Annotated in this window: 11 protein-coding genes; 9 read left to right on the top strand and 2 right to left on the bottom strand. The window is 70.4% G+C overall.

Features of this window, described 5'->3' with window-relative positions:
* Window positions 1–26: 26 nt before the first annotated feature.
* From M6I34_RS04500 to M6I34_RS04490, 3 genes are all read left to right on the top strand, one after another.
* Window positions 27–3,659, top strand: coding sequence for an indolepyruvate ferredoxin oxidoreductase family protein (locus M6I34_RS04500; RefSeq protein WP_272484510.1), 3,633 nt, complete (start codon window positions 27–29; stop codon window positions 3,657–3,659).
* Window positions 3,660–3,738: 79 nt separating this feature from the next.
* Window positions 3,739–4,584 carry a Rossmann-like domain-containing protein gene (locus M6I34_RS04495; RefSeq protein WP_272484509.1) on the top strand — a complete coding sequence of 282 codons (846 nt, stop codon included), beginning with the start codon at window positions 3,739–3,741 and terminating at the stop codon, window positions 4,582–4,584.
* Window positions 4,584–5,777 carry a multidrug effflux MFS transporter gene (locus M6I34_RS04490; RefSeq protein ID WP_272484508.1) on the top strand — a complete coding sequence of 398 codons (1,194 nt, stop codon included), beginning with the start codon at window positions 4,584–4,586 and terminating at the stop codon, window positions 5,775–5,777. Before M6I34_RS04495 ends, M6I34_RS04490 begins: the two co-directional genes overlap by 1 nt.
* Before the next feature lie 63 nt (window positions 5,778–5,840).
* Here the strand turns inward: M6I34_RS04490 and M6I34_RS04485 are convergent, their stop codons facing one another.
* On the bottom strand, window positions 5,841–6,380 hold the full coding sequence (locus M6I34_RS04485; RefSeq protein ID WP_272484507.1) for a phasin family protein: 540 nt from the start codon (window positions 6,378–6,380) through the stop codon (window positions 5,841–5,843).
* Between the two features lie 278 nt (window positions 6,381–6,658).
* Here M6I34_RS04485 and M6I34_RS04480 point away from each other — a divergent pair, with 278 nt between their 5' ends.
* The 4 genes from M6I34_RS04480 to pbpG all read left to right on the top strand — a co-directional run bounded on the left by M6I34_RS04480 (window position 6,659) and on the right by pbpG (window position 10,214).
* Window positions 6,659–7,633 carry a histone deacetylase family protein gene (locus M6I34_RS04480; RefSeq protein ID WP_272484506.1) on the top strand — a complete coding sequence of 325 codons (975 nt, stop codon included), beginning with the start codon at window positions 6,659–6,661 and terminating at the stop codon, window positions 7,631–7,633.
* Window positions 7,630–8,106 carry an acyl-CoA thioesterase gene (locus M6I34_RS04475; RefSeq protein WP_272484505.1) on the top strand — a complete coding sequence of 159 codons (477 nt, stop codon included), beginning with the start codon at window positions 7,630–7,632 and terminating at the stop codon, window positions 8,104–8,106. Before M6I34_RS04480 ends, M6I34_RS04475 begins: the two co-directional genes overlap by 4 nt.
* A 10-nt stretch (window positions 8,107–8,116) precedes the next feature.
* On the top strand, window positions 8,117–8,815 hold the full coding sequence (locus tag M6I34_RS04470; RefSeq protein ID WP_272484504.1) for a nitroreductase: 699 nt from the start codon (window positions 8,117–8,119) through the stop codon (window positions 8,813–8,815).
* A gap of 205 nt (window positions 8,816–9,020) precedes the next feature.
* Complete coding sequence (gene pbpG / locus M6I34_RS04465; protein WP_272484503.1) at window positions 9,021–10,214, top strand: D-alanyl-D-alanine endopeptidase; 1,194 nt, start codon at window positions 9,021–9,023, stop codon at window positions 10,212–10,214.
* On the opposite strand, the gene M6I34_RS04460 is transcribed toward pbpG, so the two are convergent.
* Window positions 10,193–10,984: an IclR family transcriptional regulator gene (locus M6I34_RS04460; protein ID WP_272484502.1), complete on the bottom strand. Its 792-nt coding sequence runs from the start codon at window positions 10,982–10,984 to the stop codon at window positions 10,193–10,195. The two genes, pbpG and M6I34_RS04460, sit on opposite strands and share 22 nt — an antisense overlap.
* Before the next feature lie 186 nt (window positions 10,985–11,170).
* Between M6I34_RS04460 and M6I34_RS04455 the strand changes: the two genes are divergently transcribed.
* Together M6I34_RS04455 and M6I34_RS04450 are read left to right on the top strand one after the other, a co-directional pair.
* On the top strand, window positions 11,171–11,896 hold the full coding sequence (locus tag M6I34_RS04455; protein WP_272484501.1) for a (Fe-S)-binding protein: 726 nt from the start codon (window positions 11,171–11,173) through the stop codon (window positions 11,894–11,896).
* Between the two features lie 3 nt (window positions 11,897–11,899).
* Window positions 11,900–13,306 (top strand): LutB/LldF family L-lactate oxidation iron-sulfur protein, encoded by a 1,407-nt coding sequence (locus M6I34_RS04450; RefSeq protein ID WP_272484500.1) that lies wholly within the window; start codon window positions 11,900–11,902, stop codon window positions 13,304–13,306.
* Window position 13,307 lies beyond the last annotated feature (1 nt).

Here is a 13,307-nt window from a genome sequence, read left to right as displayed (position 1 = left end):
CACACGAAACAAGGGAGACCCGCAGCATGAACGCTCCGCTCGATCCGGCCTTCAGGCAGGTCACGCTCGAGGACAAGTACGAGGCCCGCGAGGGCGCGGTCTACATCACCGGCACCCAGGCGCTGGTCCGCCTGCCGCTGATGCAGCGCCAGCGCGACCTGGCCGCGGGGCTCAACACCGCCGGCTACATCTCGGGCTATCGGGGCTCGCCGGTCGGCGGCTTCGACCAGGCGCTGTGGAAGGCGCGCAAGCACCTCGAGAAGCACCACGTGAAGTTCGTGCCCGGCGTCAACGAGGACCTGGCCGCCACCGCGATCTGGGGCACGCAGCAGCTCAACGAGTTCCCGGGCGCGAAGTACGACGGCGTCTTCGGCATCTGGTACGGCAAGGGCCCGGGCGTGGACCGTTCCGGCGACGCGCTGCGCCACGCGAACCAGGCGGGCACCTCGCGGCACGGCGGCGTGCTGGCGGTGGGCGGCGACGATCACGGCGCCAAGTCGTCGACGATGGCCGCGCAGACCGACTTCATCTTCAAGGCGGTCTCGATGCCGGTGCTGGCGCCGGCCACGGTGCAGGACTACGTCGATCTCGGCCTGCAGGGCTTCGCGATGTCCCGTTACTCGGGCCTGTGGGTCGGCTTCAAGGCGGTGACCGACACGATCGAGGTCGCCGGCATCGTCGACGTCTCGCCGGACCGGCTGCAGCTGGTCACCCCCGAGGGCGTGGCAATGCCCGAGGGCGGGCTGAACCTGCGCTGGCCCGAGGAGCCCTTCCTGAAGATGGAGGAGCGGCTCACCCGCTGGAAGATCCCGGCGGCGCTCGCCTGGGCGCGCGCCAACCGGCTCGACCGCAACGTGTTCGGCCGGCCCGACGGCGAGCCGGCGCGGCTGGGCATCGTCAGCACCGGCAAGAGCTGGCTCGACACGATGCAGGCGCTGGCCGACCTGGGCATCGACGACGCCACCGCGAAGGCGATCGGCCTGCGCGTCTACAAGGTCGCGATGCCCTGGCCGCTCGAGCCCGAGGGCATCCGCGAATTCTGCGCCGGCTGCGAGGAGATCCTGGTCATCGAGGAGAAGCGCTCGCTGATCGAGGCGCAGCTCAAGGAGCACCTGTACGCGCTCGACTGGCGGCCCCGCATCGTCGGCAAGCTCGACGAGCGCGGCGCGACCATGCTGCCCGAGTGGGGCGAGCTGACGCCGGCGATCTGCGCGCGCACGATCGTCGCCCGGCTGCGCCGCTCGAACGAGGTCGGCGCCGACGAGCGCGGCGGCCGGCTCGAGGACGTGCTCGCCCGCTGCGACGCCCAGCTGGCCCGGATCGACGCGCGCGAGCAGGCGCTCGCCGCGCAGCCGCCTTCGATCGAGCGGATCCCGTACTTCTGCTCGGGCTGTCCGCACAACACCTCGACCCGGGTGCCCGAGGGCTCGCGCGCGCTGGCCGGCATCGGCTGCCACTACATGTCGATGTGGATGGACCGCAGCACCGCCACCTTCACGCACATGGGCGCCGAGGGCACGAGCTGGGTCGGCCAGTTCCCGTTCAGCGAGACGAAGCACGTCTTCCAGAACCTCGGCGACGGCACCTACTTCCACTCCGGCTCGCTGGCGATCCGCCAGGCGGTCGCCGCGAAGACGCCGATCACCTACAAGATCCTGTTCAACGACGCGGTCGCGATGACCGGCGGCCAGAAGCACGACGGCCAGCTGTCGCCGCGCATGATCGCCCGGCAGGTCGCCGCCGAGGGCGTCGAGAAGATCGTGGTGGTCACCGACGAGCCCGACAAGTACCCGGCCGGCTACTTCGAGGCCGGCATCCCGGTCTATCACCGCAGCAAGCTCGACGAGGTGCAGCGCGAGCTGCGCGAGTACCCGGGCGTGTCGGTGCTGATCTACGACCAGACCTGCGCGGCCGAGAAGAGGCGCCGGCGCAAGCGCGGCGAGTTCCCCGACCCGCCCAAGCGCGCCTTCATCAACGAGGCGGTCTGCGAGGGCTGCGGCGACTGCGGCGTGCAGTCGAACTGCGTGTCGATCGAGCCGGTCGAGACCGAGTTCGGCCGCAAGCGCAAGATCAACCAGTCGGCCTGCAACAAGGACTTCTCCTGCGTGAACGGGTTCTGCCCGAGCTTCGTGACCGTGCACGGCGGCAAGCTGCGCCGCGGCATCGGCGTGGCCGGCGGCGCGGGACAGGGCGCGGGGTCGGGTGCAATGTCAGGGGGCGCGGCAGCAGCGCAGGCCGGGGCGCCGGCCACCGTGAAGACGCCGATCGCTCAGTCGCTCGCCGAGGGCCTGACCGCCGCCGCGCTGCCGTCGATCGACGGTTCCTGGGCGATGCTGATCACCGGCATCGGCGGCACCGGCGTCGTCACGATCGGCGCGCTGCTCGGCATGGCCGCGCACCTGGAAGGCAAGAACGTGACCGTGCTCGACGTGGCGGGGCTCGCGCAGAAGAACGGCGCGGTGATGAGCTACGTGCGCTTCGGCAAGTCGGGCGAGCCGCTGTACGCGCCGCGCATCGGCACCGCCTCGGCCGACGCGGTGCTCGGCTGCGACATCGTCGTCACCGCAGGGCGCGAGGCGCTGGCGCGCATGGTGCCCGGGCGGACACGCGTGGTGGCGAACGTGGCGTCCACGCCCACCGCCGACTTCACCCGCAACGCCGACTGGAAGTTCCCGCTGGGCGAGATGGAAGCGAAGATCGTCGAGGCGGTCGGCGACCGGGCGGCGGCGGACTTCATCGACGGCCAGCGCCTGGCCACCGCGCTGCTCGGCGACGCGATCGCGACCAACCTGTTCATGCTCGGCTATGCGTGGCAGCGCGGCCTGGTGCCGGTCTCGGCCGAGGCGATCGAGCGCGCGATCGAGTTGAACGAAGTGGCGATCGAGCAGAACAAGGCGGCCTTCGCCTGGGGTCGCGTCGCGGCGGTCGACCCGGAGCGGGTCGAGAAGGCGGCCGCGCCGGTCACCGCGATCAGCATCGTGCGCAAGCCGGCGCCGGTGTCGCTCGACGACCTGATCGCGCAGCGCGCCGAGTTCCTGACCGGCTACCAGAACGCGCGCTACGCGAGGCGATTCACCGAGCTGGTCGCGAAGGTGCGCGAGGCCGAGAAGCGGGTGGTCGGCGAGGGGGCGGCGCTGAAGCTCACCGAGGCCGTCGCCCGCTACTACTCCAAGCTGATGGCCTACAAGGACGAGTACGAGGTCGCGCGGCTGTACACCGACGGCCGCTTCCTCGAGAAGCTGAACCGGCAGTTCGAGGGCGACTTCCGCCTCGGCTTCCATCTCGCGCCGCCGCTGCTCGCCAAGCGCAACGCCAGGGGCGAACTGGTCAAGGCCGAGTACGGCCCGTGGGTCTTCAAGGCCTTCGGCATCCTGGCGAAGCTCAAGGGCCTGCGCGGCACGCCGCTCGACGTGTTCGGACGCACCGAGGAGCGGCGCACCGAGCGGGCACTGATCGACGAGTACCGGCGCACGATCGAGGGCCTGCTCGGCAGGCTCGATCGCGACAAGCTGTCGATCGCGGTGCAGATCGCCTCGGTGCCCGAGGAGATCCGCGGGTACGGTCACGTCAAGGAACGCAACCTGGCTGCCGCGAAGGCGCGGCGCGCCGAGTTGCTGCAGGCCTTCGAGGCGGCCCGGCCGCTGCAGGCGGCGGCGTGAGGCCGGCGAGCCGGTCGAGGCGCGCGAACGCCCTGCGGGGTGCGCGAGCGTTGCGCGAACGGCGCGAGGAAGGCCGGACATGCCGGGTGCGTTGACCGCCGAGATGCTCGCGCTGATCGACCGGATCGAGGCGCTCGGTCCGCTGCCGCCGGTCGCTGCGCTGCACCTGCCCAGCCCCGAGGCCGAGGGCACGCGCGACGGCGAATTCTGCGCGGTTGAACTGGCCGACCGCTCGCTCGGCCTTTCCTACGTGCTGCTCGGCGACACGCTGCAGGCGCTGCTGGCATCGCGCCCCGGCGCCAGCCTGGCAGGCATGCCGGCGCGCGAGCTGGCCGGCTGGTACGCCGACGCCGATCCGGTCCGCAGAACCCTCGGCTTCGCGGCGGTCAACGCGATCTCGCAGCGCTTCTTCAGGGAGAGCGGCTACCGGTTCGACACGTCGGTCGACTCGATCGGGATGCTCGATCCGCAGCCCGGCGAGCGGATCGGCATGGTCGGGCTGTTCCGCGGCCTGGTCGAGCGCATCGTCGGAAAGGGCGCGCGGCTCACCGTGCTCGAGCTCAAGCCCGAGCTGGCCGGCGACTTCGACGGCTGGCGCGTCACGCTCGATCCGGGCGAGCTGGCCGGCTGCGACAAGATCCTGTCGACGACCACGATCCTGCTCAACGACACGGTCGAGCAGGTGCTTGCCGCCTGCACGGGCGCGCGCTACCTGGCGCTGGTCGGGCCAGGTGGCGGCTGCCTGCCGGATCCGCTGTTCGCGCGCGGGGTCACCGTGCTCGGCGGCACCGCGATCGTCGATCGCGACGGCTTCGTCGACGCGATGGCGCGCGGCGAGCCGTGGAGCGGATTCGCGCGCAAGTACTGCATCGCGGCCGATCGCTACCCGGGCTTCGAGGCGCTCTCGGCCGCGCTGCGCGACTGATGCTCAACCTGCTGGCCCAGCTGGCCTTCGGCTTGCTGGCGATGACCATCTGCCTGCCCTCGATGCAGGAGTGGGGCTCGATCTTCGGCACAGACCAGGCGTCGGTCCAGCTCACCTTCAGCGGCTACGTCATGGCCAGCGGCGCGCTGCAGCTGGTCTACGGCCCGCTGTCCGACCGGTTCGGCCGCAAGCGGGTGCTGCTCGCCGGTCTGACGGTGGCCAGCGCGGGCTCGATGCTCGCGCTCTTCGCCCAGCAGATCGAAACGCTGATCCTCGCGCGAATCCTGCAAGGCGCGGGCGGCGCGGCGGGCATGGTCGTCGGCAGGGCGCTCGTGCAGGACCGCTACGAAGGCAGCCAGCGCACGCGGGTGATGGCCTACGTCGGCATGACGATGGGCCTGTGCCCGCCGCTGGCGACGCTGGTCGGCGGGCAGTTGCACGTGCACCTCGGCTGGCGGGCGAACTTCGTGCTGATCGCCGCGCTCGGCTTCGTGCTGCTGCTCGCGGCCTGGCGAGGGCTGCCGGCGCACCAGGGTCTTCACGCGCGGGATTCCCACTGGCTGCGCGCGATGGCCGCGGCGTATGCGCGCCTGGCGCGCGAGCCGGCCTTTCCGCTGTACGTGTGCGTGCTGTCGCTGACCACGGCGACCTTCTACACCTTCCTGGCCGGCGCGCCGATCGTGCTGCGCAGCTACGGTGTCGGCCCGGAGAGCATCGGCTGGTACATCATGTTCGTGCCGGCGGCGTACATCGTCGGGAACTTCCTGGCCAGCCGCCTGGTGCACCGCATCGGCGAGCGCGCGATGATGATCGGCGGGCAACTGTGCACGCTGGCCGGCATCGCGTCGATGCTCGCGCTGGGGCTGGCCGGCCTGCACACGCCGCTGGCCTTCGCAATGCCCCTGGCCTTGCTCGGGATCGGGCACGGGTTCCTGACGCCTGCCGCGCTCACCGGCACCCTCGGCATGGTGCCCGCGCTGGCAGGCTCGGCCGCGGCGGTGGCAGGGCTGATGCAGCAGTCGATCGGCGCCGCCGGCGGCTACGCGGTGGGCCTGGTCTCCCACGACGACGCGACGAATCTCGGCCTGCTGATGCTCGGCTTCACGCTCGGCGCCGGGGCGGCGCTGGCCTGGATGTTCCGGCCGGGGCCGCGCACCAAAGAAAAAGCCCGGTCTTTCGACCGGGCCCAATGACGCCACCCGAGGAGGAGGGGAGGCAGCGTCAGGAGGAGAGCATCCTCCGGAACTTCAGAGCACTCAGGCGGCCTTCTTGGCGGCGCGCACCGGCGAGCTCTTGGCGGCGGCGGCCATGTTGGCCTCGGCCAGTTCCACGACTTGCTTGGTGGCCTTGCTGACCTGGTCGAACGCGGTGTTCGCGGTCGAGACGGCCTGCTTGACCATGTTCACGACGCCTTCGCTGCCGGCCGGGGCGTTCTTGGCCATGGCGTCGATCGCGCTGTACAGCTGCTTGTTCGAGTCGGCGAACTGCTTCTCGACCAGCTTGACCAGCTCGCCGTTGGTGGCGCTGGTGATTTCGTAGACGTGCTTGGCGTAGGCCGCGAACTTCTCGGCGGCGGGCTGGGCGCCGGCGCTGGTCAGGTCGGCGATCGCCTTGACGTCCTTCGCCTCGAGCAGCGACTTCATCGTCTCGGTGGTTTCGTCGATCGAGGCCTTGGCGGCCTGGATGTTCAGCTCGGCCAGTTTCTCGAAGCCTTCCATCGACGCCAGCGCGGCGGCCTGGAACGAGTCGAGCGCGGACTTGTGCAGCTGCACGAACTGTTCGGGAGTAGAGATCATGAGAGCCTCCGTGATGGGCTGGTTAACTCGGATCGATGCATTTGTGCATCGCAACAATCGTCATTCTAGTGACCCGGCACGGGATGTCAAGAGAAATTTTTGCATCGCAGCATAAATCGGCCGGGGGTCTGGCTGGAACGACTGCAAGCACATGATGCAAAAGGAATTTTTCAGGACCGTGACGAGGCGAGGGGAGGCCTCGTGCTAGACTCGGCCGCCGCGCCGCGCAACGCGGCGGCCTTCCCGCAATGCGGCGGCCTTCCGGACTTCCGAGCATCGTGGACGCCTTCTACAGCGATCGTTTCGTCCTGCCCCTGCCGGCCGGCCACCGTTTCCCGATGGTCAAGTACGAGCGGCTGCGCCACCGGGTCGCGGCGGCCTTGCCCGGCGTGCGCCTGCTCGAGCCCGCGGCCGCCAGTGACGGCGTGCTGGCGCTGGCGCACCATCCGGACTGGGTCGCGCGGCTCACGGAGGGCCGGCTGCAGGCCGACGAGATCCGCGCGATCGGCTTCCCTTGGAGCCCGGGCATGGTCGAGCGCTCGCGGCGCTCGGCCGGCGCGAGCGTCGAGGCGGCGCGCAGCGCGCTGCGCGACGGCGCGGCGGTCAACCTGGCGGGCGGCACCCACCACGCCGGCGCCGCGCGCGGCGAAGGCTTCTGCTGCTTCAACGACCTGGCGATCGCGGCGAGGCTGATGCAGGCCGAGCGGCGGGCGCGGCGGGTGGCGATCGTCGATCTCGACGTGCACCAGGGCAACGGCACCGCCGAGATACTCGCCCGCGACGACAGCGTGTTCACGCTGTCGGTGCACGGCGAGCGCAACTACCCGTTCCGCAAGGCGGTCGGCGACCTCGACGTCGCGCTTCCCGACGGCACCGGCGACGACGCCTATCTCGACGCGCTCGATCGCGCGCTCGGCGAGATGGGGCGGCGCTTCGCCCCGGACCTGGTCCTCTACCTGGCGGGTGCGGACGTGTACGAAGGCGACCGGCTCGGGCGGCTCTCGCTGACCCGCGCCGGCATCCTCGAGCGCGACCGACGGGTGTTCGGCTTCGCGCGCCGGCGCGGCCTGCCGGTGGCGGTCGCGATGGGCGGCGGCTACTGCCCGAGCGTCGACGAGATCGTCGAGATCCACCTGGCCACGGTCGGCGAAGCATTCAGGCATGCTCACGGCGCGCCGGCCCTGCGCGACGCGGCGGACACGAGGCCCGCGACGAGCTCGACGAGAGACGACATTCCGACGGAGACCCGATGAACGAAGAGAAATCCCGATCGAGCGAGCCGAAGGCCGACGCCGCGCGCGAGCAGCGGCCCCGCCGCGCCGACTTCCGGCACTTCGTGTCGATCACCACCCGCTGGATGGACAACGACGTCTACGGCCACGTGAACAACGTCGTCTACTACAGCTACTTCGACACCGCGGTGAACCACTACATGATCGAACGCGGGGTCCTCGACTACGAGGCCGGCGACGTGATCCAGTTCGTCGTCGAGAGCGGCTGCCGCTATTTCGCCGGGATCGCGTTCCCGCAGACGGTGGTGGCGGGCCTGCGGATCGCGCGGCTCGGCAACAGCAGCGTGCGCTACGAGATCGGCCTGTTCGCCGACGACGAGGACGAGGCGGCCGCCTTCGGCCAGTTCGTGCACGTGTGCGTGGACCGCGCCACGCGGCGCCCGGTGTCGCTGCCGCCTGCGCTGCGCGCGGCGCTCGAGCCACTGACGATCTGAGGAGAAGGCGATGGACTACCCGCACAGCTACCGCTACGTCGACGCGGCGATCACCGGCCGCAGGTCGATCCGGGCCTACCTGGACAAGCCGGTGCCGAAGGAGGTCGTCGAGGACATCCTCGAGGTCGCCGCCCGGGCGCCCTCGGGCACCAACACCCAGCCCTGGCAGGTGACGGTGCTCGCCGGCGAGCCGAAGGTCGAGCTGAGCCGGCGCATCCTGGCCGTGTACGACGACCCCGCCGCGATGGCCGCCGAGCGCGACGAGTACGACTACTACCCGCGGCAATGGGTGTCGCCCTACATCGACCGGCGGCGCAAGGTCGGCTGGGACCTGTACACGCTGCTCGGCATCGCCAAGGGCGACAAGGAGCGGATGCACGCGCAGCACGCGCGCAACTTCCGCTTCTTCGACGCGCCGGTCGGCCTGATCTTCACGATCGACCGGGTGATGCAGCAGGGCAGCTGGCTCGACTACGGCATGTTCCTGCAGAACCTGATGGTCGCCGCGCGCGCCCGCGGGCTCGACACCTGCCCGCAGGCAGCCTTCACCCATTTCCACCGGATCATCGGCGAGTTCCTGGAACTGCCGCCAGAGCGGATGCTCGTGTGCGGCATGTCGCTCGGCTACGCCGATCCCGACGCGCCCGAGAACGGCCTGGTGACCGAGCGCGAGCCGGTGGAGGCCTTCACTCGCTTCCTGGGCTGGTGAGCCGGCGGCGGCCCGGGCCGGCGGCTCCCGGAGCTTGCCGTCGGTCCAGTCCAGGCCGCCGGCGAGCGGTGGATCGGCGACGGTTTCTAGATTCCGGCTCAGATTCTTTCGCTAAACCTCTCTGTTTTCTGGAATTTTTGGTTAGACTGTCGACGAATCGGGCGTACGCGCCCGATTTTGCGCTATCGGGTGAGGGGGATTTCGGGTGAATCAGGCAAGAACCGAGGACGGGCGTTCGCGCCCCGGCCGTTTGCGGGCAAGGCTTTTCGGGCGAATCGCTTCGGGCGCGCTTGCCGCGGCCTTCGCGCTGGCGGCAGGTTTCGCAGCCCCGGGCAGCGCCGGCGAGGCGCGCGCCGAGTCGCCGTCGAAATCCCGTGTCTCCGGCGCCGCGAACAAGGGCACCGGCAAGCCGGTCGCGCGGAAGTCCACCCGCAAGGCGACCGACAAGGCGCCGCAGGCCCGCAAGCAGTCGGTGGCCAAGGGCAAGAAGCCGGCGCGTCCCGACTCCGGCAGCGCGCGCACGGTGGCGGTCAAGGCGGCCGCCGGCGCCGCCGCGGTCTCGACCGCGCGCCCGTCCATCGGCCAGGCGATCGGCCTGCACGAGGTCTACGATCCCTTGTCGCTGCATTCGTCGGTGGCGCTCGCCGTCGACGCGCTCACCGGCGAGGTCCTCTTCGAGAAGAACGCGCGAGCGGTGCTGCCGATCGCATCGATCAGCAAGCTGATGACCGCGATGGTCGTGCTGGACGCCGGCCTGCCGCTCGACGAGCGGCTGACCGTCACCAACGACGACATCGACACCGAGAAGTTCACGCGCTCGCGCCTGCGCGTGGGCACCGTGCTCACCCGTGACGAGATGCTGCACCTGGCGCTGATGGCTTCCGAGAATCGCGCCGCCAACGCGCTGGGCCGGCACTACCCCGGCGGCCTCGATGCCTTCGTGGCGCGGATGAACGAGAAGGCGGCCGAACTCGGCATGGAGAGCACCTGGTTCGTCGAGCCGACCGGCCTGTCGAGCCGCAACGTGTCCAGCGCGCTCGACCTGGCCAAGCTGGTCCGCGCGGCCTCGGGCTATCCGCTGATCCGCGAGTACTCGACCGCGCCGTCGCTGACCGTAGAGGCCGGCACCCGCCTCGTCGCCTTCCGCAACACCAACCGCCTCGTTTCGCGCGAGGACTGGGACATCGGCCTGCAGAAGACCGGCTACATCTCCGAGGCGGGCAACTGCCTGGTCATGCAGGCGCGCGTGGAAGGCCGGCCGGTCGTGCTGGTGCTGCTCGACGCCACCGGCAAGCTTTCGCGCTTCGGCGACGCCCAGCGGCTGCGCACCTGGCTCGAGGGCCAGCCGCGCAGCAACGGCGTGCCGCACGCGTCGGCTCAGGCCTCGCGCGACTCGTAACCCAGCGCCGCCGAGATCTGCGCGGCGGTGCGGCAGACCTGGTCGATCCAGTCGTCCTGCACGAAGTCGGCCGGCGCGGAGATCGACAGCCCGGCCACCAGCTTGCCGGAGTCGTCGCGGATGCCGGCGGCGATGCAGCGCACCCCCAGTTCCAGCTCCTCGTTGTCGCGCGCGTAGCCGCGCGCCTTGACCAGTGCCAGCTCTCGCTCGAGCCGCGCCGGGTCGGTGATGCTGTTCTTCGTGTGCCCGGCCAGGCCGGTGCGCGTCGCGTAGGCGCGCACGTTCCTGGGGTCGTCGAAGGCCAGGAAGAGCTTGCCCACCGAAGTCAGGTGCAGCGGCGCGCGGCCGCCCACGGCCCGCACCACCTGCATGCCCGAGCGCTCGGAGACCGCGCGCTCGATGTAGACGATCTCGTCGCCCTGGCGGATCGACAGGTTCACCGGCTGCCCGGTCGCGCGGTGCAGTTCGCGCATCGGGCCCTGCGCCGCGTCGCGTACGTTCAGCCGCGCCTTGACCAGGTTGCCGAGCTCGAGCAGGCGGATGCCGAGCTGGTAGGTGCCGGGCTCGGCACGGTCCACCAGGCGGGCGGTGACCAGGTCGTTCAGGATGCGGTGCGCCGTCGACGGGTGCAGGCCGGTGCGGCCGGAGAGGTCCTTCAGGCTGACCGGATCGGGCTGCTCGGCCAGCGCGTCGAGCAGCGAAACCATTCTCTCGATCACCTGGATCGCGGTCTTGCCTTCGTCGTTCGTCGAGGTTCTCGGTCGGGCCATGGAGCGAGGATGCCGCGGCGATGCGGCGGTGCAGCATATGGATGGGATCTTATACCATGTCGTGAAATGGCTGTCACGGCAGCGCGTTCGCGCCCCCGCGGCAACGCATCGGGAAGACCGCGGAGCCCCGGAGCGTTTGGCGGGCGGAGCGACAGCGTCGATAATCCGGTGCCCGGAGGAGAATCCATGAGAGTCGGACTGTTCGTTACCTGCCTGGTCGACGTGATGCGGCCGGAGATCGGCATGGCCACGGTGAAGCTGCTCGAGTCGGCCGGCTGCACCGTCGAGGTGCCGATGAGCCAGACCTGCTGCGGCCAGCCCGGCTACAACTCGGGCGACACCGGCGCCGCCCGCGAGCTGGCGCTGAAGTACCTGGCCGAGTTCGAGTCCTTCGACTACGTGGTGGCGCCGTCGGGCTCATGCGGCGGCATGATCCGCTGCCACTACCCGGACCTGTTCCGCGACGACCCCGACATCCGCAACCGGATCGAGGCGCTCGCCGCGCGCACCTGGGAGCTCACCTCCTTCCTGCACGACGTGCTGAAGATCGACAGGCTGCCCGGCGAGTTCGAGGGCGAGGTCACCTACCACGACTCGTGCAGCGGCCTGCGCGAGCTCGGCGTGCAGCAGCAGCCGCGCGCGCTGATGGCGCTGAACCCGAAGATCCGCGTCACCGAGATGAAGGACGCGCGCGCCTGTTGCGGCTTCGGCGGCACCTTCGCGGTCAAGTACGGCAACATCTCGACCGCGATCGTCGACGAGAAGATCGAGAACATCCGCGGCGCCGGCACGAAGTGCGTGGTGCTCGGCGACCTCGGCTGCATGCTGAACATCGAAGGGCGGCTGCGCCGCGAGGGCGACAACGAGACCCGCGTGCTGCACGTGGCGCAAGTGCTGGCCGGGGAGGGCTGAGCGATGCAGGTCCAGTCGATGCATTTCAAGCCGCGCAGCGGCCAGAAGCTCGCCGACGTCCGGCTGCAGGCCAACCTGCGCAAGCTGTCGACCAAGTTCGTGGCCGGCCGCGCGCAGGCGATCACCGAGCTCGACGACTTCGAGGCCACGCGCGACGACGCGGTCGCGCGCCGCAACCTGGCGCTGGCCGACCTCGACGTGTGGATCGAGCGATTCGAGAAGGCCGCCACCGCGCGCGGCACCACGGTGCTGTTCGCCGAGACCCCGGCCGAGGCCTCGCGCCTGGTCGTCGAGATCGCGAAGAAGCACGGCGTTCGCAAGGTGACCAAGTCGAAGTCGATGGTCTCGGAGGAGATGGCGCTGAACAAGGCGCTCGAGGCCGCCGGCATCCAGCCGGTCGAGACCGACCTCGGCGAGTACATCCTGCAGATCAACGACTCGGAACCGCCGTCGCACATCATCGCGCCGGTGGTGCACAAGGACAAGGAAGAGGTCTCGGAGCTCTTCGCGAAGGTGCACGGCAAGCCCAGGCTCACCGACATCGGCGAGCTCACGCACGAGGCCCGTGAAGTGCTGCGCCCGCACTTCCTGTCCTCGGACATGGGCGTGTCGGGCGGCAACTTCGTGATCGCCGAGACCGGTTCGGTCGCGCTGTTCACGAACGAGGGCAACGAGGGCATGTGCACGATCCTGCCCAAGGTGCACGTGGCCGTCACCGGCATCGAGAAGGTGCTGCCCACGCTGGACGACCTGGCCGCGATCGCGCGGCTGCTGCCGCGCTCGGCCACCGGCCAGTCGGTCTCGAACTACTTCTCGATCCTGACCGGCACCCGCGGCGAGGGCGACAGCGACGGCCCCGAGCACTCCTACGTGGTGCTGGTCGACGGCGGGCGCAGCGGCCTGCTGGGCGGCGAGTTCCAGGACATGCTGCGCTGCATCCGCTGCGGCGCCTGCATGAACCACTGCCCGGTCTACCAGAAGATCGGCGGCCACGCCTACGGCTGGGTGTATCCGGGGCCGATGGGCTCGGTGCTCACGCCTTCGTACGTGGGCATCGACAAGGCGCTCGACCTGCCGCAGGCGGCCACGCTGTGCGGCGAGTGCCACGTGGTCTGCCCGATGAAGATCCCGCTGCCCGACCTGCTGCGCAAGCTGCGCGAGAAGCAGTTCGACCGCGGCTTGCGCCCGCTCGGCGAGCGGCTCGGTCTGGCGGCCTGGCGCTTCGCGGCCACGCGGCCGGCGCTCTACCGGCCGATGGTGCGGCTGGCCGCGCGGGTGCTCAAGTGGATCGGCGGCGACAAGCGCCGGGTCAGCTCGCTGCCGCTGGCCGGCGGCTGGACCGGTACCCGCGACATGCCGACGCCGTCGGGCCCGACCTTCAAGGAGCGCTGGCAGCAGCGCACGCGCTGAG

It is taken from the genome of Zeimonas sediminis (assembly GCF_023721795.1).
Taxonomy (GTDB): Bacteria; Pseudomonadota; Gammaproteobacteria; order Burkholderiales; family Burkholderiaceae_E; genus Zeimonas; species Zeimonas sediminis.
This window is presented reverse-complemented; position numbering and strand designations above follow the sequence as displayed.